22 protein-coding genes are annotated in these 21060 nt (G+C 65.2%); 7 read left to right on the top strand and 15 right to left on the bottom strand.

The features are described 5' to 3' along the window. Positions 1-33 precede the first annotated feature (33 nt). Positions 34-1740, top strand: coding sequence for an amidohydrolase (locus DK847_RS01475; protein WP_146256005.1), 1707 nt, complete (start codon positions 34-36; stop codon positions 1738-1740). Between the two features lie 13 nt (positions 1741-1753). On the opposite strand, the gene DK847_RS01470 is transcribed toward DK847_RS01475, so the two are convergent. The 7 genes from DK847_RS01470 to DK847_RS01440 all read right to left on the bottom strand — a co-directional run bounded on the left by DK847_RS01470 (position 1754) and on the right by DK847_RS01440 (position 6710). Next, entirely contained in the window at positions 1754-2077 is a 324-nt protein-coding gene (locus DK847_RS01470) for a hypothetical protein (protein WP_111195835.1), read from the bottom strand. A 93-nt stretch (positions 2078-2170) separates the two neighbouring features. Beyond that, positions 2171-2458 (bottom strand): 30S ribosomal protein S21, encoded by a 288-nt coding sequence (rpsU, locus tag DK847_RS01465; RefSeq protein ID WP_111195834.1) that lies wholly within the window; start codon positions 2456-2458, stop codon positions 2171-2173. Positions 2459-2580: 122 nt separating this feature from the next. Beyond that, positions 2581-2790, bottom strand: a complete 210-nt coding sequence (locus DK847_RS01460; RefSeq protein WP_111195833.1) for a cold-shock protein — start codon at positions 2788-2790, stop codon at positions 2581-2583. Between the two features lie 385 nt (positions 2791-3175). Beyond that, positions 3176-3373 carry a hypothetical protein gene (locus DK847_RS01455; protein ID WP_111195832.1) on the bottom strand — a complete coding sequence of 66 codons (198 nt, stop codon included), beginning with the start codon at positions 3371-3373 and terminating at the stop codon, positions 3176-3178. 242 nt (positions 3374-3615) lie between these two features. Further along, a complete protein-coding gene (locus tag DK847_RS01450; RefSeq protein WP_111195831.1) occupies positions 3616-3978 on the bottom strand; it encodes a hypothetical protein in 363 nt (120 codons plus the stop codon). A gap of 190 nt (positions 3979-4168) precedes the next feature. Then, positions 4169-5110, bottom strand: a complete 942-nt coding sequence (locus DK847_RS01445; protein ID WP_111196311.1) for a DUF2950 domain-containing protein — start codon at positions 5108-5110, stop codon at positions 4169-4171. Positions 5111-5135: 25 nt separating this feature from the next. Continuing rightward, positions 5136-6710 (bottom strand): DUF3300 domain-containing protein, encoded by a 1575-nt coding sequence (locus tag DK847_RS01440; RefSeq protein WP_111196312.1) that lies wholly within the window; start codon positions 6708-6710, stop codon positions 5136-5138. 239 nt (positions 6711-6949) lie between these two features. Here DK847_RS01440 and DK847_RS01435 point away from each other — a divergent pair, with 239 nt between their 5' ends. From DK847_RS01435 to DK847_RS01425, 3 genes are all read left to right on the top strand, one after another. Then, positions 6950-8230: an MFS transporter gene (locus DK847_RS01435; protein WP_111195830.1), complete on the top strand. Its 1281-nt coding sequence runs from the start codon at positions 6950-6952 to the stop codon at positions 8228-8230. A gap of 109 nt (positions 8231-8339) precedes the next feature. Further along, positions 8340-8969 (top strand): class I SAM-dependent methyltransferase, encoded by a 630-nt coding sequence (locus DK847_RS01430; protein WP_111195829.1) that lies wholly within the window; start codon positions 8340-8342, stop codon positions 8967-8969. Between the two features lie 82 nt (positions 8970-9051). Then, positions 9052-9441, top strand: coding sequence for an META domain-containing protein (locus DK847_RS01425; RefSeq protein ID WP_111195828.1), 390 nt, complete (start codon positions 9052-9054; stop codon positions 9439-9441). 181 nt (positions 9442-9622) lie between these two features. Here DK847_RS01425 and ilvD read toward each other — a convergent pair whose 3' ends face one another. Then, on the bottom strand, positions 9623-11347 hold the full coding sequence (gene ilvD, locus DK847_RS01420) for a dihydroxy-acid dehydratase (RefSeq protein ID WP_111195827.1): 1725 nt from the start codon (positions 11345-11347) through the stop codon (positions 9623-9625). Between the two features lie 142 nt (positions 11348-11489). Here ilvD and DK847_RS01415 point away from each other — a divergent pair, with 142 nt between their 5' ends. Further along, positions 11490-13106 (top strand): CmcI family methyltransferase, encoded by a 1617-nt coding sequence (locus DK847_RS01415; protein ID WP_146256004.1) that lies wholly within the window; start codon positions 11490-11492, stop codon positions 13104-13106. A gap of 67 nt (positions 13107-13173) precedes the next feature. Here the strand turns inward: DK847_RS01415 and bchJ are convergent, their stop codons facing one another. The 5 genes from bchJ to cysQ all read right to left on the bottom strand — a co-directional run bounded on the left by bchJ (position 13174) and on the right by cysQ (position 17891). Next, the gene (bchJ, locus tag DK847_RS01410; RefSeq protein WP_111195825.1) at positions 13174-13770 is read right to left on the bottom strand and encodes a bacteriochlorophyll 4-vinyl reductase; all 597 of its coding nucleotides are present in this window, start codon (positions 13768-13770) and stop codon (positions 13174-13176) included. Continuing rightward, positions 13767-15362 carry a magnesium-protoporphyrin IX monomethyl ester anaerobic oxidative cyclase gene (gene bchE, locus DK847_RS01405; RefSeq protein WP_111195824.1) on the bottom strand — a complete coding sequence of 532 codons (1596 nt, stop codon included), beginning with the start codon at positions 15360-15362 and terminating at the stop codon, positions 13767-13769. Before bchE ends, bchJ begins: the two co-directional genes overlap by 4 nt. A gap of 75 nt (positions 15363-15437) precedes the next feature. Then, positions 15438-16244 (bottom strand): hypothetical protein, encoded by an 807-nt coding sequence (locus tag DK847_RS01400; RefSeq protein ID WP_146256003.1) that lies wholly within the window; start codon positions 16242-16244, stop codon positions 15438-15440. A 132-nt stretch (positions 16245-16376) separates the two neighbouring features. Then, positions 16377-16973 carry a DUF1134 domain-containing protein gene (locus tag DK847_RS01395; protein ID WP_193548169.1) on the bottom strand — a complete coding sequence of 199 codons (597 nt, stop codon included), beginning with the start codon at positions 16971-16973 and terminating at the stop codon, positions 16377-16379. A 138-nt stretch (positions 16974-17111) separates the two neighbouring features. Beyond that, positions 17112-17891, bottom strand: a complete 780-nt coding sequence (gene cysQ, locus DK847_RS01390) for a 3'(2'),5'-bisphosphate nucleotidase CysQ (protein WP_111195821.1) — start codon at positions 17889-17891, stop codon at positions 17112-17114. Positions 17892-18019: 128 nt separating this feature from the next. Here cysQ and chpT point away from each other — a divergent pair, with 128 nt between their 5' ends. Further along, the gene (gene chpT, locus DK847_RS01385; protein ID WP_111195820.1) at positions 18020-18661 is read left to right on the top strand and encodes a histidine phosphotransferase ChpT; all 642 of its coding nucleotides are present in this window, start codon (positions 18020-18022) and stop codon (positions 18659-18661) included. 82 nt (positions 18662-18743) lie between these two features. Here the strand turns inward: chpT and ctrA are convergent, their stop codons facing one another. Continuing rightward, positions 18744-19454 carry a response regulator transcription factor CtrA gene (gene ctrA / locus DK847_RS01380; protein ID WP_111195819.1) on the bottom strand — a complete coding sequence of 237 codons (711 nt, stop codon included), beginning with the start codon at positions 19452-19454 and terminating at the stop codon, positions 18744-18746. A gap of 396 nt (positions 19455-19850) precedes the next feature. Between ctrA and DK847_RS01375 the strand changes: the two genes are divergently transcribed. Then, entirely contained in the window at positions 19851-20231 is a 381-nt protein-coding gene (locus DK847_RS01375; protein ID WP_111195818.1) for a flagellar export protein FliJ, read from the top strand. Positions 20232-20342: 111 nt separating this feature from the next. On the opposite strand, the gene DK847_RS01370 is transcribed toward DK847_RS01375, so the two are convergent. Then, the gene (locus DK847_RS01370) at positions 20343-21059 is read right to left on the bottom strand and encodes a sulfotransferase-like domain-containing protein (protein WP_204508202.1); all 717 of its coding nucleotides are present in this window, start codon (positions 21057-21059) and stop codon (positions 20343-20345) included. Between the last annotated feature and the right edge of the window lies 1 nt (position 21060).

Below are 21060 nucleotides of genomic sequence, written 5' to 3'. Positions count from 1 at the left end.
TCGTCGGGTGCAGTTCCGGTGGAGGGCGACACGATGCGAAACCATGGTTTTCTGGCCATCCTGGCCGTGATGCTTCTGCCCGGTCCCGGGCTGGCCGCGGAACCTGCGGACGTCATCTTCCTGAACGGCAATTTCACCACGCTTGAGCAGGCGCAGCCAGCGGCAGAGGCCGTGGCGGTGGCGGGCGGGCGTTTCCTGGCGGTTGGCACCGAGGCCGACATCGCCGCCTATAAGGGACCGGCGACGGAGGTCATCGACCTTGGCGGCCGCCGCGTGGTGCCCGGACTCATCGATGCGCATACCCATCCGCTCGAAACGCTGTGGATGAAGAGCGACTGGGTTGACGCGCGCTATCCGGAGATTCCCTCGGTTGCGGTCGCCCTGCAGAATCTGTCGGCGCGCGTGGCGTCCAGCAAGCCGGGCGACTGGATCTATGTCGCCTGCGTTTCCGCCTCGGAGAACAAGTTTGCCGAGAAGCGGATTCCGACCCGGGCGGAGCTTGATGCCGCCGCCCCGGACAATCCGGTGATCCTCGCTAATGGCGCACACATGGCAGTGGCCAACAGCAAGGCCCTTGCCGCACTCGGCGTGAAGAAGGGAACGCTGCGTCTGCCGCATGGCGGCGCCGTGCTGGTCGATGCCGAGGGCAATCCCACCGGCGTCATCACCGACGGCTTCGCCGACATTCCGGGCTCTCCGGCGCCGGGCGAGATTGCCGGCTATTACGCCGAGGGCATCCCCGCGCTGTGGAACCAGAACGGCTTCACCTCCATGCTGGCCATCACGCCACTCAAGGCCGTGCCGGTGCTGCAGCAGGTGAGTGCCGCGGGCAAGCCTGCTAATATCCGCTACAGCGTGTCGGTCTGGGCGGCGCCGGACGGTGCGGGCCTGCCGGATGATCTCTCGATTCTCGACATGCCGAAGCAGGCTGATCCCGACGCCTTCAAGTTCCTTGGCATCAAGGCCTGGGTCGACGGCGAAAACGACTGCCGCACCGGCTTCATGAGCGAACCCTACCAGGGCCACTTCGACACGGATCCCGCAGGCGGACACGGCACGCTGGTAACCCCGCAGGAGACGGCCGATGCCTTCGTCGATCGGGCGCATGCCAGCCACCGCCTTGCCATGCTCCACTGCGCCGGAGACGCCGCGATGGACATCTGCCTCACGGCCTATGAGCGGTCGATCAAGGCAGATCCCTCGCCGATCCTGCGGCGCATCGAGCATTTCGGCGTCTTTCAGATGAATGACACGCAGCTGATGCGGGCGCAGGCGCTGAAGAAGGATCAGCTTGCCATCTCCGTCCAGCCGATCTGGCTCACCGAGCTGGTGAAGGCCGACGTGGAGAACATGGGAGCGGATCTGGCAAAGACCGGCTTCAGGTTCCGCACCATGATCGAGGCCGGCCTCGAACCGGCCGCGAGCACCGACATGACCGGTCTCTATCTCGGCAATGTCGACCCCTTCAAGGCCATGCAGGCGGTGGTGACGCGGGAATCAGACGCGGGCGTTTTCGAGCCGCAGGAGGCCGTGAGTGTCGAGGACGCGGTGCGGATGTGGACGATCTGGCCCGCGAGGTCGATCGGCGAAGGCGCCTCGCGCGGCACCATCAGCCCGGGCAAGCTCGCGGACATGACGGTCCTGTCGGCCGATATCTTTGCCATCCCGCCCGATCAGATCGCGGACGTGAAGGCAGTGCAGACGATTGTCGGTGGGCTCGTCGTCTATCGCCGGCCATGAACTGTCCGGCGAACTACTTCGATCCCTGATAGATCACGCCGGTGCGGGTATAGCCCGACCACGACACCGAGCCATCGCCTGCTTCGCCGGTTGCGGGCAGGATGCGGATGGTGGTGGCGTTGGGGCCCATGCGGTTCAGGTCCTTGGTGGACAGCGGGAGGCCCGGAACCTCCGGCTGGGCTGTTTTGGAAATGACCATCAGCCGTGTTCCCGGCGGCAGCACGGGGGCCGCCTGGGCGGCAAGCTTGTCGACATCGATGGTGCCATCGGCCATGGCAGCGCCGGCCTGGGCAACAAGCGCCACGCCGGCCAACAGCATTGCAGTCATGATCCGCATCGCTACATCTCCTGCTCGGTACGCCGCCAAAATAGCAGCGTCGCCGCGCCCGGAAAAATGAATTTTCCGGACACGGGGTCCCGCGGGGCAGGCTCAGGCGGCGGGTGTCTTGGGGGCGGCAGAGGCGGCGAAGGGGTTGGACGGGCGAACCGGACGGGGCTTCGGCTTCGGCATGGGAATCAGGCCTTCGCGCTGTGCCTTCTTGCGGGCCAGCTTGCGGGCGCGGCGCACGGCCTCGGCCTTCTCGCGAACGCGTTTCTCCGAGGGCTTCTCGTAGAAGGTATGTGCCTTCATCTCACGCAGCAGGCCTTCGCGCTGCATCTTCTTCTTGAGGAAGCGCAGGGCCTGGTCGACGTTGTTGTCCTTGACGAAGATCTTCATGGTTTGCCTCCTGTGTCTCGATAAAAAGAATGCGCCGGTGCGGACACCGGCGCTCCTCGAATTCCTTCACTCCCGCCACCAGTACATCCGTGGCTCGCGGGAATAGAAGGCTCTGGATATGATCAGGCCGCCTGGAGACGGTCTGCGGACGACTTGCCGTTGCGCTTGTCGGTCACGATCTCGAACGAGATCTTCTGGCCTTCATTGAGGCCGGTCATGCCGGCGCGCTCGACAGCGCTGATGTGAACGAACACATCCGTGCCGCCCGAGGTCGGTTCGATGAAGCCGAAGCCCTTCTGGGCGTTGAACCACTTAACAGTACCTGTTTGCACAGTAGATCCTTGATAGAATAGAGAAGACCAGCCCGCGGTATTGCAGGTCCGATCACCGATGTTCTGGAAGAGAGGGGAAGTATCGCCGCATCAAGCAGGCGAGGCTGAGCCATCAGGCCAAAATTCGATGATCCCGATATAGGTGGCGACTTCCACCATTGCAAGGGAATTCGTCAGCAAGCTGAAAATTGCCCGGACGCCGCGTGCTCCCGGATTGCCGAACATGCGGAAGGTGACGGATGAGCCCGGAAGACTGAGCGCCGCAGATACGCAGGGCGCTCAGCAAGTTCGGGGCTAGAAACCGCTCGATGGGGATGGGACATGAGCGGACGATGGGATACTGGCCGCGTCGTGCAACAGGAATGTGAAGGTCCGACGCGTGGGGTCAGCGCAACCACAGGGCGGAGGCCTGGCGCACCTGTTCCATGGAGATGATCTCCGCCACCTTGGCGGCAAGCTGCTCGCGCGGCAGGTCGTGGAAATAGGGAAGCAGGAAATCGGTGATGAACTCGCGGTCGATCGACGGCTCCTTCACCTCCATCTCCGGGGCGAAGTCCTCAAATGCGGTAAGAAGGTCCAACATGTGCCGTCTCCACTAATCAGAACTCTGTTATCTAAAGCTCCCTATAAGTACATCTACGGCAACGGCGGGGGGTGATCCTTGATCTGCCTCAACCTTCTCTCAAGTCTCAAGCTTTCCTCATGGTTGACGAAGCTGGAACCAGGCCACCCCTCTGCACGTCCGGATTGTGCGACGTCACGAAAGGGGCCGGTCCGAAGACCGGCCCCGGGGCGGGTTCAAGGCTTGGCTGGTGCGGCGGTTCCTTAGCCGCGCCACAGCCCGCCGGTGCGCGAATTGACGTAGACCGTCACCAGCCGTCCCTTCCGGTTGAGGGCGCGGAAAGTGTAGGTGCGGCCGCTGCATTCGACGGTGCGCACGCGGTCATAGCCCGAGCGGTCGACGAGGCGGCGCGCCTCGCCGCAGCTCATGCCGCGCTTGCGGAAGGTTCCGTAGCGCCCGTAATCGTACCAGCCGTAGCCGTCGTAATAGCGCCAGCCCGGGCCCACCTGGTAATCGTAGAACGGGACGCCGAAGTAAATTCCCACACGGGCCCTGGCATCCGCTCCACTGGCCATCGCAAGGGCGCTGATGGCCACGCTGCCGGCGATCAAGAGTGACTTCAACATGGTTTCACCTCCGTAGGATTTCCGCAGGCTGAATTCCGCAAGCGCGCGGGAAGTTCCGGCGAATGCTGGATTTTCACGGCTCGGCAGGTGACGCGGCAGCAAAGCTGAACAGCTGTTCATGCAAAGCAAAAGCGCCCGGCGGGGTTCCCCGCCGGGCGCTTCGGTCTGGATCGTCCGGTGCGAGGCCCGATCAGTCTTCCACCAAGTCCCACTTGTCGCTGGGGTTGAAGGTCAGGATCTTCGGCACGATGTTGGCCGTGTCCGGCCCGAAGTCGCGCTCGTAGACGACGCCGGCCTGGTTCACGACGAAGGTCGAGACGCCGGTTTCGCCATAGACGGCTGGCCAGGCGATGAGCGCGAAGCCGTTGATCATGTTGCCGTTGACCACATAGTCGTGGGCACCGCCCGCAACGTTGTCGCCCTGCCGCTTCATGATGCGGAACTTGTAGCCGAAGTAACCGTCGCCGGCCTTCGCCTTGTCGAGGGCGGCCATGTCGATGCTGGGGCCAACCGGGCTCTCGCCGTCGCCTTGCTCTGCGGGCCAGTAGAGGCCGTCGGTGAGGCCTTCGCCGCTGATCAGCTTCTGTGCGAATTCGAGCACGCCGTCAGCGTCGCGGTCCTCCGTCGCGTAGTCCTGCTGCGCCTGGACATAGAGGCGCATGGTGTCGATGGCATGAAGCTCGTTCTCGCCGATGCGGCGGATGACGATCTCCTCCAGCCCGGCCACGGTGTCGAAGGCCCACTTCCCGTCCTCACCCTTCACGATGGGGAAGGGGAAGGGCCAGAGCTCCTTGCCGAGGTCGAGCACGCGCTGGTCCTCTTCCTCCTCGACCGAGATTCCTTCGGCGGCGGCTTCCTGGATGTCCTTCACCGAGTCGGCGATGCCATCGGCCTTCTCCACCTTCGTGGCATCGAGGCCGAGAAGCGTCGAAATGGCGGTGATGTCGCCCTTGGCCATCACGTCCTTGAAGGCAGCGATGGCCGCTTCCGGCGTGTCGAACAAGGTAGGCTCGGGGCCGACATAGGCCTGCAGCTCATCGCTGATGGCCAGTGCGGGCGTTGCTGCGGCCAGCGGGCCGAAGACCAGCGCGGCGCCAAGCAGAAGTGTGGAAACGAGGGTTCTCGAAATCATGATCCTGTCCTTTCTGCCTGGTTGCTCAGCGCCGCCGTCCGCGGCCACCGCCGCCGCCGCCCTTGCCCTTGGGCGGAATGAACTTCTTGCCGCCGCCGCCGCCGCCCATCTTCTTGCCGCCACCTCCGCCACCGCCGGGGTTGAAGTCAGGTCGGTTGATGCCGCCACCGCCCATCGACTTGTTGCCGCGGTTGCCCTGCGCCTTGGCGTCACGACCGCGCTTCACCTCGCCCATGGGCGAAGGGGTCTTGGGCCGTGTATCCGGCGTGGCCGCCGGGCGCGGCTTGCCAACCGGCCGGTCGAGATTGGGCTTTGCCATCTTGTCGGGCCGCGCCACGTCGCCGAGGTTGCCCCCGCCATTGCCGGGCTTCAGGTTGCCGCCATTGCCGAGGTTTCCGGCGTTGCCGGCATTGCCCAGGTTGCCGCCATTGCCGTTGCCGGGGCGGGCCATCTTGTCGGTCGGCTTGAAGCCCGCGGTGGGCTTCTTGTTCAGGCCCTCGAGCGTGCTCTTGCGGATGTCCTTGGTCTGCATGCCGCCCGTGGCGGGCAGCGTGGCGGGACGCTGCAGGTTGCCCTTGTTGCCCGGCCTGTTGTTGCCCAGCTTGTTGTTGCCGCTGATGTTGGTGAGGTCGTTCTTCTTGAACTCGTTGCGGATGTTGGTGTTGCTGATCTTGTTGAACTGGTTGTTGTCGAACTTGATCTTCGAGCGGTCGACCTTGCGCCAGTCGACGTCATTGATGTTGATGTTGCCGTTGAAGTCGCTGCCGATGATGCAGCGGTTGCAGTTGATGTTGACGTCGTTGCCCCAGTTGCCGTGGTGGTGGTTGTTGTTCCAGTTCCAGCCCCAGAAGCCGTTGTCCCAGTCGACCGCCGCGGTCCAGATGGCGCCGGTCACCGCGCCGGCGAAGAAGGTGGCCGCCGGGTTCCAGTAATAGGGGTAGGGCTGCGGGTAATAGGAGACCGGCTGGTAGGCGTAGCCCGGCTCGTAGAGCATCTCGGGCTGGTACTGCGGCACGTAGATGACCTCGGAGCTGGCCGGTTCGATGATGATGTTCTGGCGGCCGGTGTTGCTGTCGGTCTCCTCCGTCACCTTGACCTTGTCGTTGGTCTTGATCACGCCGTTGGCCACCGCCTGCTCGCGCAGCTGCTGGATGGCGTTGAGAACGTCTTCCTGCTGGTTGACGATCGACTGGCCGAAAAGCTGCGTCCAGTCGAGGTCGTCGGCCATCATCTTGACGAGCTCGGGATAGTTCAGCAGCGAGATGACGCTGCCGTCCCAGCTGGCCTTGGGCTTCAGGTCCTTCCGGGTCTTCGAATCCTCGAGGAAGCGCTCGGCCTCGACGATCTGCAGGGGGTAGAGCGAGGCGGCCGAGATCAGCGCCACCAGCTCATCCGGGTAGAGTGCGATGCGGGCGACGAGGATGTCGAGTTCCTCGGGCGACAGCGGCAGCGGCGCCTCGGCGACCTCGGCCTGGGCGGCCTCGGGCACGGGGTCCGTCTGGGCGCGGAGGGGGGCGGACGCCGTCCCCAGTGCGATCACCGCGGCGGCCGAGAGCAGAAGCGGCCCGGTCAGCAGGCGCTTCAGGAAGGTCTTGTGCATGTCGTCTCCCATTCGTTTCGAGGGCCGTCGGCCCCGGGACCCAATGACCCTAGGACAAACGTATTCACGTGTTCAAGTTGCGAACTGCGGAGGCCTGCCAAGAAACCTCTTCCGCAGCGTGTTGCGGGTTGTTACAACCCCCTGACGGGTGTTGGCGGCAGCATAGTGGCAGGCAGGCCGCCGAAATGCCTCATGCGATACAATTCATGTGAAATTCGGGGCGGGGAAACGAGGCTCACATGGCAGGAAAGCCTGGCGGATCGGCTGGTGCGGGCTGGCTTGACCGGCGCACCCTCACCTGGGCTGGCTATGACGTGGCCAGTTCGATCTATTTCGGTGTCGCCCCGGCGGTGTTGCTGCCGCTCTATTTCCAGCAACGCATGGCGGATTTGGCCAATCCCACCGCCGCCTGGGGTATTCTGGCGGCCCTTGCCATCCTGGCGAGCAGTGTTGCGGCGCTGGCCGCCGCGGCGCTCTCGGCGCGCATGCCACGCCTGAAGCTGCTCAACGCCGCCACGGCAGGCCTCGTGCTGTCCATCGCCGCGCTGGCCTGGCCGGTGAGTTCCACGCTGGCGGCCGCCGCCGTCGCCTATGTCGCGGCGCAGAGCTTCTATTTCGCGGCCACCAGCATCTACGAATCCTTCCTGCCGGACCTGCTGCCGCAGGCCCTGCGCCAGAGGCTCTCCGGTTTCGGCTGGGCCGTGGGCTATCTGGGGGGCGTGTTGGCCATCGCCATACTGCTGCTGCTGGTGCGGGGCCAGCCCCAGTCGCCTGCGCTTCTCGAGGACTGCTTCGCCGTGCTGGCCATCCTCAGCGCCGCCTTTTTCGTGATCGCGCTGACGCTGATGCGGCGGGCGGGCTTCGCGGCGCTGGGCGAGGGCGTGGGCGGGCCCCGCCTGTCCGGTGTCATCGCCGTCGTCGGCCAGTGGCGGCAGCACCGCGGGCTCTTTGTGCTGCTGGGCGGTACCATGCTGGTGCATCTGGCGATTTCGGTGGTCATCACCTTCACCGCGCCCATCCTCGCCTCGCGCTTCGGCCAGACGCTGCCGGACCTCCTGTGGCTTCTGCTGCTGGTACATGTGATCTCGGTGCCCTCCACCATCGGCTGGAACCTGCTGATGACCAACTGGTCGCGCAGCGTGCCCATGGCCATCCTGCTGGCGGCCTGGGGGTTCGTCCTGCTGCTGATGGCCTTCGGCTCGGGCAGCTGGATGCCAGTGGCGACGGTGGCCGTCATCGGCTGCTGCGTGGGGGCCACGGCCTCCGCCCTGCGCGGCTTCCTGGCGGAGGGCGTTCCGCCCGGGAGCGCCCCGGCCTTCTTCGCGCTCGCCACCGTGGCGGGCCGCCTCGCGGCCGCCCTGGGGCCCGCCCTCTTCGCGCTGATCAGCACGCTCCAGGGCGAAAGGGCAGCGCTGCTGGTGATCCTGGCGCTGCTCGCCGCGGGGGCGGCGCTGGTGCTTCTGCACGTGATGCGCGATGAGGCATCCACATTGACCACGCAGGCCAAGGCCGACGTATAGGCCTCCGGCAGCAGACATGGCGGGCAGGACCCTGCGGCCAATTCATGTGTTGCAAAGCGGCGGAGTTGAGTTGTAGTCCTTATGTCTTACTTATGTGGGGAGAAAAAGCATGGAACGTCCCTTGCCGATTCGGGACAGCGATGTACTGAAGGACGCGAGGCTGTTCGCCAGCCGCTATCATCTCATCAAGTCGCTGAGCGAACGGCTGAAGGGCAAGCGCATTGCCGAGGTGGGAATCGCCTTCGGGGATTTTACAAAGTTTCTGCTGCAAGAACTCGATCCTTCGCATTTCGACGCCTATGACATCTTCAAGCTCACCGACAGCCAGCGGATGAACGGCGTGAGCTGCGCCGACATCCTGAAGGGCAAGACCCACCTCGAGTTCTTCAACGAGCGCTTCGAATCCGCGATCAAGGCGGGCGTGCTGAGGGCCATTCCGGGCGACAGCTCGTCCAATCTGAAGAATGCGAAGGTCCAGTATGACATGATCTATGTTGACGGGGACCATTCCTATCCGGGCGTCAAGCGTGACGCGGACGTGGCGGTGAACTGCCTGGCCGAGGACGGGGTTCTGATCTTCAACGACTATACGATGATGGACCTCAGCGGATATAAGTATGGCATCGTGCCCGTGGTGAACGACCTCTGCGTCAATCACAACTGGAAGATCTTCGCCTTCGCCTTCCAGCCCGACATGTTCTGCGACATCGCGCTGGTGAGGGGGTCTGCCGCGGCCTGACCTGGGGCTCGCCTGCCGCCTTGGATTGATCTCAATTGTCGCTCACCCTGCCTGTTCCGCATCGCATGGCCAGGAGGTTCACATGCACCGGCGTCTCGTTCTTTCCGCTTTGCTGCTGGGTGTTCTCGCTGGGCCTGGAAGGGCACAGCCGGAGGGTTTCACGGGGGTGGACTGGGTGCTGGCCGGGGCGAGCGGCAAGCGGGCGCCCTATCTGCGCTTTGAGGCGGGGCGGGTGGCGGGCCTCGGCGGCTGCAACCGCTTCAAGGGCAGCTACAAGCTGTCAGGGGCGAAGCTGAGCTTCTCACCGCTGGCGGCCACCCAGATGGCCTGTCTCGACGGGTTCGAGCAGGAGCAGGCCTTCTTCGCCATGCTGGCCAAGGTGCGGGCCATGAGCCTCAAGGACGGCCGGCTGAAACTGCTGGATGCGGGCGGCGCGGTGCTGGCCAGCTTCACGCCGCGCGCGGCGCCCTAGCCACGCTGCAGGGCGAAACCTGCCGAAGGGAAAAATTCCTTCCCTCTCGGCTTTTCTCTTGACTTTTTTCCTAAATTATGCTATGTCAGCGGCTCGTGCCTGCTGCTGATTGACATGGTGAAAAATTTCCCAACAAATCCAGCGCCCGTATTGCGCCTGCTGCCAGGACCGGGCGCCTTGCTCACACATCGGCGTAGGTCATCGTCTCCGCGGCGCCGCCGGGATGGGTGACGGCGCCGTTGACGGCGGGACCGACCTGCTGGGCATATTTCCACAGCGTGCCGGAATTGTAGCCGTGGGGATGCGGGGCCCAGGCCTTGCGGCGCTCGGCGAACTCCGCCTCCGACACGTTGCAGGAGAGGATGCCATCCACCGCATCGATGGTGATGATGTCGCCGTCCTTCAGCAGGCCGATGGGGCCGCCGAGCTGCGCCTCCGGCCCCACGTGGCCGATGCAGAAGCCGCGCGTGGCGCCGGAGAAGCGGCCATCGGTGATGAGCGCCACCTTGTCGCCCATGCCCTGGCCATAGAGGGCGGCGGTGGTGGCCAGCATCTCGCGCATGCCCGGGCCGCCGCGCGGGCCTTCATAGCGGATGACCAGCACCTCGCCTTCCCTGTACTGCTTCCTCGACACCGCGTCGAAGCAGGCCTCCTCATTGTCGAAGCAGCGGGCGGGGCCTGAGAAGCGCAGGTTCGTCATGCCCGCAACCTTCACGATGGCGCCCTCCGGCGCCAGGTTGCCCTTCAGCCCCACCACGCCGCCGGTGGCGGTGAAGGGATTGTCGGCGGGGCGGATCACGTCCTGGTCGGGGTTCCACTTCACCGCCGCCATGTTCTCCGCCATGGTGCGGCCGGTGACGGTGAGGCAGTCGCCATGGAGGAAGCCGTAATCGAGCAGGGTCTTCATCAGCAGCGGGATGCCGCCCGCCTCGAACAGGTCCTTCGCGACATAACGCCCGCCGGGCTTCAGGTCGGCAATATAGGGGGTGCGCCTGAAGATCTCGGCGACGTCGAAGAGGTCGAACTTGATCCCTGCCTCGTGGGCGATGGCGGGCAAGTGCAGGGCGGCATTGGTGGAGCCGCCGGAGGCGGCGACGACGGTCGCGGCATTCTCCAGCGCCTTCCTGGTCACGATGTCGCGCGGGCGGATGTTGCGGGCGATGAGCTCCATCACCTTTTCGCCCGCCGTGTAGCAGAAGGTGTCGCGCACCTCGTAGGGGGCAGGGGCGCCGCAGGAATAGGGCAGGGCGAGGCCGATCGCCTCGGCCACGGTGGCCATGGTGTTGGCGGTGAACTGGCCGCCGCAGGAGCCGGCGGAGGGGCAGGCGACCTTCTCGATCTCGGCCAGGTCCTCGTCCGACATCAGGCCGGCGGAATGCTTGCCCACGGCCTCGAACATGTCCTGGATCGTCACCTGGCGGCCACGGAAGATGCCCGGCAGGATGGAGCCGCCATAGATGAAGATCGACGGGCAGTTCAGCCGCACCATGGCCATCATCATGCCGGGGAGCGACTTGTCGCAGCCGGCAAGGCCGACCAGCCCATCATAACAATGGCCGCGCATGGTGAGCTCGACCGAGTCCGCGATCACCTCACGCGAGACGAGGGAGGCCTTCATGCCCTGGTGGCCCATGGCGATGCCGTCCGTTACCGTGATGGTGCAGAACTCGCGCGGGGTGCCGTGAGCGGCGGCCACCCCCTTCTTCACGGCCTGGGCCTGGCGCATCAGCGCGATGTTGCAGGGGGCGGCCTCGTTCCAGCAGGAGGCGACGCCGACGAAGGGCTGGCCGATCTGTTGGGCGGTGAGGCCCATGGCGTAGTAGTAGGAGCGGTGGGGTGCGCGTTCCGGCCCGACGCTGACGTGGCGGCTGGGCAGCTTCGACTTGTCGAAGGTGGGCTTGTCCATGGTCGGTCCTCCTGGAGGGCGCGATCATAGACGGGCGGCGAAGGGCGGCAAGACGGCATGACGGCCGGCACGGCCCACGGCCGTCTATCGCAAAAATTAATCGATTTCCGCATAGGGAAGAAGGCAATGGCAGGAGTGGGCCTTGAGTGAGCGGTTGCTGATCATTTCCCCCCAGGCGGGGCTGGGGAACAGGCTGCGCGCGGTTGCGGCGGCCATAGTGCTGGCGCGGCAGACCGGCCGGCGCTGCCTGCACTGCTGGACGCCCGGCGAGCCCAATGACCCGCGCCCCAACGTGAATGCCCTGCAGCGGATCGGCTTCGAAGACCTGTTCGAGCCCTGCCGCGCGTTGCCGGCAGCAATGCCGGACGACATGCGGTCGATCTCTGCCTGCTTCAGCGAATGGGTGCCGGGCGATGGCTGGCATGCGGTGCAATCCAGCGCGCAGCGCCTGTGGCTGCTGCTGCCGCAGAACCCCCAAGGCGGCGTGCCGCTGGCCGACATGGTGGCCCGCTGCGCGGCGCCCGTGGTGCTGCTCGAAACCAGCATGGCCGAGCGGCTGAGCCAAGATCTGGGCGGCGCCGCGAGCGAGCCGGACTGGAATGCCCTGATGTCGGAGGCCTATGCGCTGCTGCGGCCGCGGGCGGCCTTCCGGGCGCTGGCAGAGTCGGTGCCCGCCGCTGCCGTGGCGCTGACGGTGCGGCGCGGTGACCTGTTGCAGTACAGCCCCGAAAGCAACCAGGCGCTCGACGCGCTGTGCCACTGGGCAGCGGCGCTGCACGGCCGTGGCCCCATTGCAGTGTTCAGCGACGAGGCGGAGGCAGCCGGGCGGGTGGCGGCAGCCATCACGGCAGCGGGCGGCCGCACGGTGGACTATGGCGGCCTGCGCCAGCCGGGGATGCCGGACCACCTGCGCGCCTTCGTGGACTTCCTCTATATTTCGCGCTGCCCGGTGATCACCGGAACGCCGGGCTCGAGCTTCGCCTTCGAGGCGGCGCGCTTCGGCAAGCAGCGCTTCGTGCGCAACCTCGACAGGAGCTTCATGATGGACCAGGCGGCGGGTGAGCAGGACGAGCTGTCGCGGCTGGCGCTTCTGCATGGGTCCGACAAGAACGCCGGCCATAGCTACACCGCACTTTACCACAGCCACTTCGCGCCGTTGCGCAGCACGCCGCTGAAGCTGCTGGAGATCGGCATCGGCGGTTATGAGGACCCGCATGCGGGCGGCGCCTCGCTGCGCATGTGGCGGGACTATTTTCCGCAGGGCGAGGTCTTCGGGCTCGACTATCACCCCAAGCACATTAGCGAGGAGCGCATCCGGGTGTTCCAGGGGTCACAGGCGGATCCGCGCGTGCTGGCGCGCCTGATCGAGGCCGTGGGCGAGGGCGGTTTCGACATCATCATCGACGACGGCAGCCACCGCAGCGAGCATGTGACCGCCACCTTCATGATGCTGTTTCCCTTCCTGAAGGAGGGCGGCTGGTATGTGGTGGAGGATACCCAGACCGCGAACTGGGCGAAGTTCGGCGCACTGGACACCGCGGGCTCGCGCCGGCTGTCGATGATGGAGTTCTTCAAGAACCTCGTCGACGGGCTGAACTGGCGCGAGGTCCATGCGCCGGGCTATGAGCCCACCTATTGTGACCTCAACATCTCAGGGCTTCACTTCTATCACAACATCGTCTTCGTGCGGAAAGGCCGCAACGACGAGGAGAGCAACATCGTGCAGGCCAACCGCATGCCCGGCTGGATGACGGAATAGGCCATAGAGACGCCGATTCATTCGCCTCCCCCGTGTGGGGAGGTAGGGTTGGGGGTCGTTCAGCGAGTCAGAATGCTATCTCGAATCTGCACGCCGCACCACCCGCTGCAATGCACTCCGTCTCGTGCACATCCGTCTCCGCGCTGATCAGTTCACGGAACAATCTCTCGAATGTCGCTGCATAGTAGCTGCAGCAGGGCGCCGTCGCCTGCCCGCCGCGGCAGAGGGGACAGTTCTCGAAGGTGAGCGTGATGGGGCGGCTCATCGACCAGGTGAAGCGGCTGGTGCCCGCGAAGGTCCAGGCATGGGCGCCGATCGCCTTGAGCAGGATGAAGGCGGCGAAACGCGCCGGCAGCAGCTTCAGAAGGCGCTGCACCGGCTTCGGGATGCGGTTCGCAAGCAGGTAGTCGGCGGTGCGCTGGCCCGCGAGCCATGAGACGGAGGCAGCGCGCGTCGCGCTGAGCTCGTGGCGGAGTTGGCGGTGGAGGAGGGTGACGTCATCCTCCGGCACCATGGCCTGCGGTGGCGTGTGCACATAGGCCTCGAGATCGGCAGCGATGAAGAGCCTTCTCGTCACTGCCTTGCTCTCGAGCGCATCGAGCGCCTCGGCGAGGCGGATCACCGCGTTCGGGCCGATCCGGCCCGTGTGGGCCGCATCGCTCATTGCATCGCGTCTTCCATCTGCTCCTTGCCGCCGCCGCAGGCCATGGCTTCGGCGGCTTCCTGGCCGACCTGCTTGTTGGACTTGCGGTTGTGCGTGGTCTGCCATTCGACCTTGCTCATGTCGGCGCGCTGGCGGGTGCGGTCGAAGGCGAAGTCCACCGTGTCCTTCTTGCCCCAGTAGTTGACGCGGCCGAGGTCATAGAACTTGCGTTCGAAGCCTGACTTCAGGAAGGCCTTGAGGCAGCCCAGGAGATAGCGGCGGCGCTCGCCGGAGCCCGCCCACGGGTAGGAGAAGAGCGCCTTCTTCATGTAGAAGCGGCGGTAATTGTGCATCACGCGGTCCAAGAGCTCGGCGCGGTCCATGGCGTCGGGCTTCATGATGGGCGTCACGAAATTATACTTGTCGTAGTCGAAGACCTCGACCTTGTCGCCCAAGTCACGGAACAGGTCCGAGAAGGGCCAGGGCGTGAACATCGACCAGTTGGCGAGGTCAGGCTTCCAGTCCTGCGCCATGCGGTAGGTTTCTTCCAGCGTTTCGCGCGTCTCGTTCTCGAGGCCGACGATGAACTGGGCCTCGACCACGATGCCGGCATTGCGCAGGAGCTCGATGGCCTTCTTGTTCTGGGCGACGGTGGTTTCCTTGTTGAAGCGGTCGAGCTGCAATTGCGCCGCGGCCTCGGTGCCCAGCGAAACGTGGATGAGGCCAGCCTTGCGATAGAGCGGCAGCAGCGCCTCGTCGCGCAGGATGTCGGTGACGCGGGTGTTGATGCCCCACAGGATCTTGAGGTCGCGCCTGATCAGCTCCTCGCAGAAGGCGACGAACTTCTTCTTGTTGATGGTGGGCTCCTCGTCGGCGAGGATGAAGAAGCCGACATCATGCTCGCGCATCAGTGTCTCGATCTCGTCGACCACCTTCTTCGGGTCGCGGATGCGATAGTCGCGCCAGAACTTCCACTGCGAGCAGAAGGAGCAGGTGAAGGGGCAGCCGCGCGCCATGTTGGGGATGGCGACACGCTTGCCCATGGGTATGTAGATGTATTTCTCCCATTCGAGCACCGACCAGTCAGGGTTGATGCCGTCGAGGTCCTTCACCGTGGGGGCAGCCACCGTGGCGATGACGTCGGAGCCGTCGCGATAGGCGATGCCCCTGATCTCCTTCCGGCATTCGGGCCAGCGCTTCTCGTCGATGGCTTTGACGAGGTTGACGATAATCTCCTCGCCCTCGCCCCGCACGATGGCGTCGATCCACGGCGCCTCGCCCAGAACCTGGTTGTACATGAAGGTGGCGTGGATGCCGCCGAGCACGGTTACCGCATCGGGATGCTCTTCCTTGGCGATCTCGAGCAGGCGCTCGGCCTTGTAGATGGACGGCGTGATGGCGGTGCAGCCGATGACGTCCGGCTTCTCTTCCCGCAGGATCGCCCGGATCTGGTCCTCGGAGAGGTCATTGGTCATGGCATCGACGAAGCGGAGGTCGGGGTAGCCCGCCTTCTTCAGTGCGCCGGCCAGATAGGCCACCCAGGCCGGGGGCCAGTTGCCCGCGATTTCAGCGCCGCCAGAGTGGTAATTCGGGTGGAGCAGAAGGATGCGCATGGCCGGTCTCCCTGTATCAGCTGTCAGGGAGGCTATACGTCAGTTCAGGCTGACACTTTGATCCGGGTCAAACTTTCAGGACGCTTGCCCAAGGCTCTTCTTGAGCTCACGGATGCGGTTGGAGAGCGAGATGACGTTCGCGTCAGCTTCCGATTCCGCGATGTTGGCCTCGGCAAGGCGCTGCTGCCATTCGGCGTCGAGGCGCTCGAGGTCGCGGGTCAGGTCGGCCGTCTCGCGCTCGGCCTCCGCCAGCTTTTCGGCCACCAGCGGATCCTCCGGCGGGGGCGGGGCGTGGATGACGAGATCTTCGGGCGGCGGCGCCTTGGCCAGCTCGGTGAGGCGGTCGATGCGCTGGCGCAGGCGGGCCTCCGCATCATCGGCCGGCGGCGGGGACGTCACGTGCGGCGCGTCGGGTGCCGGCCTGTGGGGCTGGTGGGCACGGGTGGCATGGGCCAGCGCCTCATCCCGCGCGGCAAGGTCCCGCCGCAGCATGTCTTCCTGCAGGCGGGCATGGTTCAAGGCCTGTTCCAGCTCATGGACACGGACGGCGAGGCGGCGATTCTCGGCGCCGCGGTTCATTTCCAGCGCTTCCAGCTCGTGAAGGCGATTGCGATGGCGGCTGACCTCCGCCATGTGCTCCGCCATCTGCAGCTTGGCGGTTTCGAGCCGGGCGCCCAGGCGCTGCGACAGCATGGCATATTCGGCGCGCAGCCGGTCACGCTCGGTCTGCAGCCCGACGAGGGAGGAGGGCACCTGGCGCTGCATGCGGCGCGCGCCGACCTTCACCGCGGCCGTCCACAGTCCGCGCGCCATGAACAGCGCGATGAGGCTCGCCAGCGAGAACCCCAGCACGATCAGCAATATCGTCTCGGTCTGAGACATAGCCCCCTCCGGCACTCAGCCTACAGTAGCCAATCGCCTGGCAGAATGCCAGCCTGCGGCGAGGATTGCCGTAACCCGCGAAAGGTGGCCGGAGCATGGCCGGCCACCGCAGTGGCGGCTAACGCGCGGAGGTCAGAAGGGGTTCCAGTTCGGCTTCTTCGAATACTTCAGGTAGCCGACATTGGCGCCGAGGCGCGCCCCCACGCCGGTGCGGATGGGAGCCAGAACGATGTCGCCCTGCTGCTGGAAATTGACCCCCAGGCCGCCGATGAAATAGGCCGAGCCCTCGACGCCGCCGAAGCGGGTGTAGAGGTCCGAGGGGCTGTGCGAATTATAGACCAGCACCAGGCTGCGCGAGCCGTTGCCGCCGAAATCGAAGCCGACGGAGGGGCCCTGCCAGTAGATGCGCTGCTTCTCGCCCGTCTTGTAGTAGATGGTGCCTTCGCCATAGCGCAGGCCGCCGACGAAGGAGCCGGCCATTTCCTCGCCCACGATGTAGGCCGTGGGCTGGCCCTGCTTCTCGAAAACCGATTCGACGGCGCGCGCCAGGTCCCGCGAGGTCTTGCCGAAGAACTGGTGGCCGGCGGTGACGATTTCGTCCGGCGTGAAGGTGTCGCTCGAGGTCTGTTGCGCCTTGGACACCGAACCGGTGGTCTGGGACAGCGCGGGAAGCGGGGCCGCGGCCGCGAGGCCGAGCGCCAGCGTGATGATCAGGGACTTCTTGAGCATGGGACTCCTCAACGCAATTGACACCGAGATGATGCCAGCAGCCCGTGGCAGGCCGATGGCAGCACCCCTCATGGCGCGCAGAGTAACAGCGGGGGCTTGCGCGTTGGTTAACGCTTCCTCAAGCCAAACGAGCGCCTTTTACGCGCTGGCGATGAAGCCCGGATTGTCGTAGCCGCGCGCCCGCTTGCCATAGGTCAGCGCCGGGCCCTCGACGGTGAGCACCTTGCCGCCCGCCGCCAGCAGCACGGCGTGGCCGGCCGCCGTGTCCCACTCCATGGTGCGGCCGAAGCGCGGGTAGAGATCGGCTTCCGCCGCAGCGACGAGGCAGAACTTGAGCGAGGAACCAGCCGAGCACAGCGACTTGACCTTGACCTTCTTCAGCCAGTCCTCGGTGGCCTGGTCACGGTGGGAGCGCGAGGCCACCACGGTTGCCCCGTCGGCCGGCAGCGCACGCACGCCGAGCGGATGCCAGTGGCCGGCAACCTCGTTCTCGACCTTGCCGTGGGCGGCGCCCACGCCCTTCTCGCCCCAGAAGATGCGCTTGAGCGCCGGGGCGTAGACCACGCCCGCCACCGGTTCGCCATGTTCGACGAGCGCGATGTTGACGGTGAACTCGCCGTTCTTCGAGATGAATTCCTTGGTGCCGTCGAGCGGGTCGACGAGGAAGAACCTGGTTGAAACCTCCGGGATCCGGCCGGCAGAGGCCGCCTCCTCGGAGATCACGGGAATGGAGCCGTCGATGCGCGACAGGCCGGTGAGGATGATGCGTTCCGCCGCCTCGTCGGCTTCCGTCACCGGCGTCAGGTCGCCCTTCTCCTTGGCGGAAAAATCGGTGGCATAGATCGCCATGATCTCGGCTCCGGCGCGGATCGACAGGTCGATGAGGGACTGCATCAGGGGGGAGGGAAGGCGGGTCATCGAAAGGAGCACTCCGGCGCGAAATTTGGGCGTTTCATGGTCGCGAAATGCCGGGCCGTCAATGCGGAAATATTTAAGGCCCGGTGGTACAACAGTCACACGAATCACCCGCTCTCCAAGGAACCGCCATGTCCGACCTCGCCCCCGTGGACGCGAAACTCTCCGACCTCGACCTGGCCGCGCTGCTGTGCAGCCGCGTCTGCCATGACGTGATTTCGCCGGTGGGCGCCATCGCCAATGGCCTCGAGCTGATCGACGACCCGGAGATGGATGCCGAAACCAAGGAAACGGCGCTGGACATGGTGCGCAGTTCCGCCAAGACGGCCGCCGCCAAGCTGAAGTTCTGCCGCATCGCCTTCGGTGCCGCGGGCTCCGCCGGCGCGCTGATCGACATGGGCGAGGCGGGAGAGATCGCCAAGGCCTTCGTCGGCGACGAAAAGGTGAAGCTCGAGTGGAACGCCCCGCGTGAGAACCGCCCGAAGCAGCAGGTGAAGCTCGTCCTCAACATGATGCTGATGGCGATGGCGGGGATCCCGCGCGGCGGGCTCGTCACCGTCACCGTCGAGGGTGACACCTTCACGGCGCGTGCCGCGGGCGACCGCGCCAAGGTGCCGGAGCCGATCTCCGGCGTGCTGGCGGGCACGACCGAACTCACCGCACTCGACGCGCGCCTGGTGCAGCCCTACTACGCCAAGCAGCTGGCGCGCTCCGCCGGGCTGTCGCTGGCGATGGACATGGACGGGGCGGACGTGCTGGTGAAGGCGGCCTGAGGGCCCGGCGCTTCGCGATCAGGCCAGCCCGATAGCGAAAAGGCCGCCCACCGGGCGGCCTTTCGTGCAATGAGCGTGTAACTTATGCGCTTTCGCGGATCTCTTCGCCCATCGGCGGCGCATTCTCGCGCAGCACGTAGCCGCGGCCCCAGACGGTTTCGATGAAGTTCTTGCCGCCCGCCGCATTGGCGAGTTTCTTCCTGAGCTTGCAGATGAAGACGTCGATGATCTTGAGCTCGGGCTCATCCATGCCGCCATAGAGGTGGTTGAGGAACATTTCCTTGGTGAGCGTGGTGCCCTTGCGGAGCGAGAGCAGCTCCAGCATCTGGTATTCCTTGCCGGTGAGGTGGACGCGGGCACCCCCCACTTCGACGGTCTTGGTATCGAGGTTCACGCAGAGATCGCCCGTCACGATCACCGACTGGGCATGGCCCTTGGAGCGGCGGACGACGGCATGGATGCGCGCCACCAGCTCATCCTTGTGGAAGGGCTTGGTCATGTAGTCGTCGGCGCCGAACCCTAAGCCCCGGACCTTGTCCTCGATGCCGGCGAGGCCGGAGAGAATGAGGATCGGCGTGTTGACCTTGGCCACCCGCAGCGTCTTCAGCACTTCGTAGCCCGACATGTCCGGCAGGTTGAGGTCCAGCAGGATGATGTCGTAGTCGTAGAGCTTGCCGAGATCGACGCCTTCTTCGCCCAGGTCGGTTGTGTAGACGTTGAAACCTTCAGACTTGAGCATCAGTTCGATGCTCTGGGCCGTCGCGGTATCATCCTCGATCAGCAATACCCTCATCTCGAATCCCCTATGGTCCCCAGCCCCTGCCGGGGCATTCCGGTTTGCGCGGCCTGACCGGGCCTTGGCGCACAACTAACCGTTAACGATGCTGCTCAAGATAAGACGGGAAAGGTTAACAAACCCTAATCCCACCGCAGATTCCTGTTGACTCGTTAACCGAGATGTAGGGGCCGATTCCCCATGACCGCTACATCTTGATGCCAACAGCAGCGCGACAGCGCCAAAACCCCTGTGGACCGGCACGACTGTCCGGTAACCGCCCCTTAAGCTTACCCGGGTCATCATGTGACAGCACGACTGCCGGAATCTCTTGCGTAGTTGATTCGGCGAATCGTGGGAAGGGGGCGCTTTGGGCGTCGCCCAGAGTGTTGTGAGTAGAGTAAGGGGTCCATCATGCGTTCACGCGAAACGCTCCTCCGGCTGCACCGATTCCGCACCGAGGAAAAGCGGCGCCAGGTTGCCGACATCGAGTTCATGATCCAGGACTTCACCCGGAAGTTCGACGATCTCGATGCCCAGGTGAAGTTCGAGGAAAGCCGCACTGGCGTTTCCGACCCCAGCCATTTCAACTATTCGCTCTCCGCCAAGTCGGCGCGCGCGCGGCGCGACAACCTGCTGCGCTCGATCGGCGAGCTGAAGGACCAGCTGGGCGAGGCGCAGCTGCACCTCGCCAACGAGGAGCAGGAACTGCGCCGCGCCGAGATGCTGGCGGAGAAGGACGCCATGGGCTTCGGCGCCGCCATGCCACTGCAGGTCGCCGCCGCGATGCGGTGATACGCCGCGAGATCATAGAGACACATCATCGCCGGGCTTGTCCCGGCGATCTTTTTTGCGCGTGCCATAGAGGATGCCCGGGACGAGCCCGGGCATGATGAGCTCGGGGCGTTACAGCTTGTACTGCCGCAGCCGCTCGTAATAGGGCCGCGCCTCATCCGCGATCTTCTGGAGATGCGCGGGCAGCGGCGGCGGTTCGGGCGGCGGCGCGCCGAAGCTCGTCGACGCCCAAACGGCATTGTACCAGTGCGGGGCCCAGACGCCGTCGAAGGGCTTGGGGCCGGAGGGCCAAGACAGCATCGCCTCGTCGAAGGGAATGCCGCAAGCCTCGCACAGGCGGGTGAGGGTGGCGCGCGGGTTGATGAGGATATCGTCGGTGTCGACCACCGGCGGCGCGGACCCCAGGTGATCGGCCACCATGTCAAAGATCTCCGCCTGCTCGACAAAGCCGATGTCGCGCAGCGTGACGTCTGACCACTTCTTCGTATAGCTCGTCAGCACCCGCTCCGGCGCGCGGATGAGGAAGGCGTTGGTGAGGCCCCTGATCCAGCTTCGGTCCCAGCCCCTCAGCATGTGGTGGGTCATGTGCTTCTGGTAGAAGACGGGCCTTGCCGCGGGGGCCGTGCACCTGGCGACGAGCCTGTCCCAGTCGGACTCGTCCGCGGCGATGATCTCGTCCCGCATCGGGTGGTCGTTGCCGTGGTGGACCAGCGAGAAGGCGTAGAAGGGCTCGTCCCAGGCGACGCAATCCGGCCTGTTGCCGAAGGAATACATCATGGCGGTCGAGATGTTGCGCGGGCCCGACCACATGGCGATGTTGGTGCTCATG

Origin of the sequence: Aestuariivirga litoralis (genome assembly GCF_003234965.1) — a bacterium.
In the GTDB taxonomy this organism is placed as follows: domain Bacteria; phylum Pseudomonadota; class Alphaproteobacteria; order Rhizobiales; family Aestuariivirgaceae; genus Aestuariivirga; species Aestuariivirga litoralis.
This window is presented reverse-complemented; position numbering and strand designations above follow the sequence as displayed.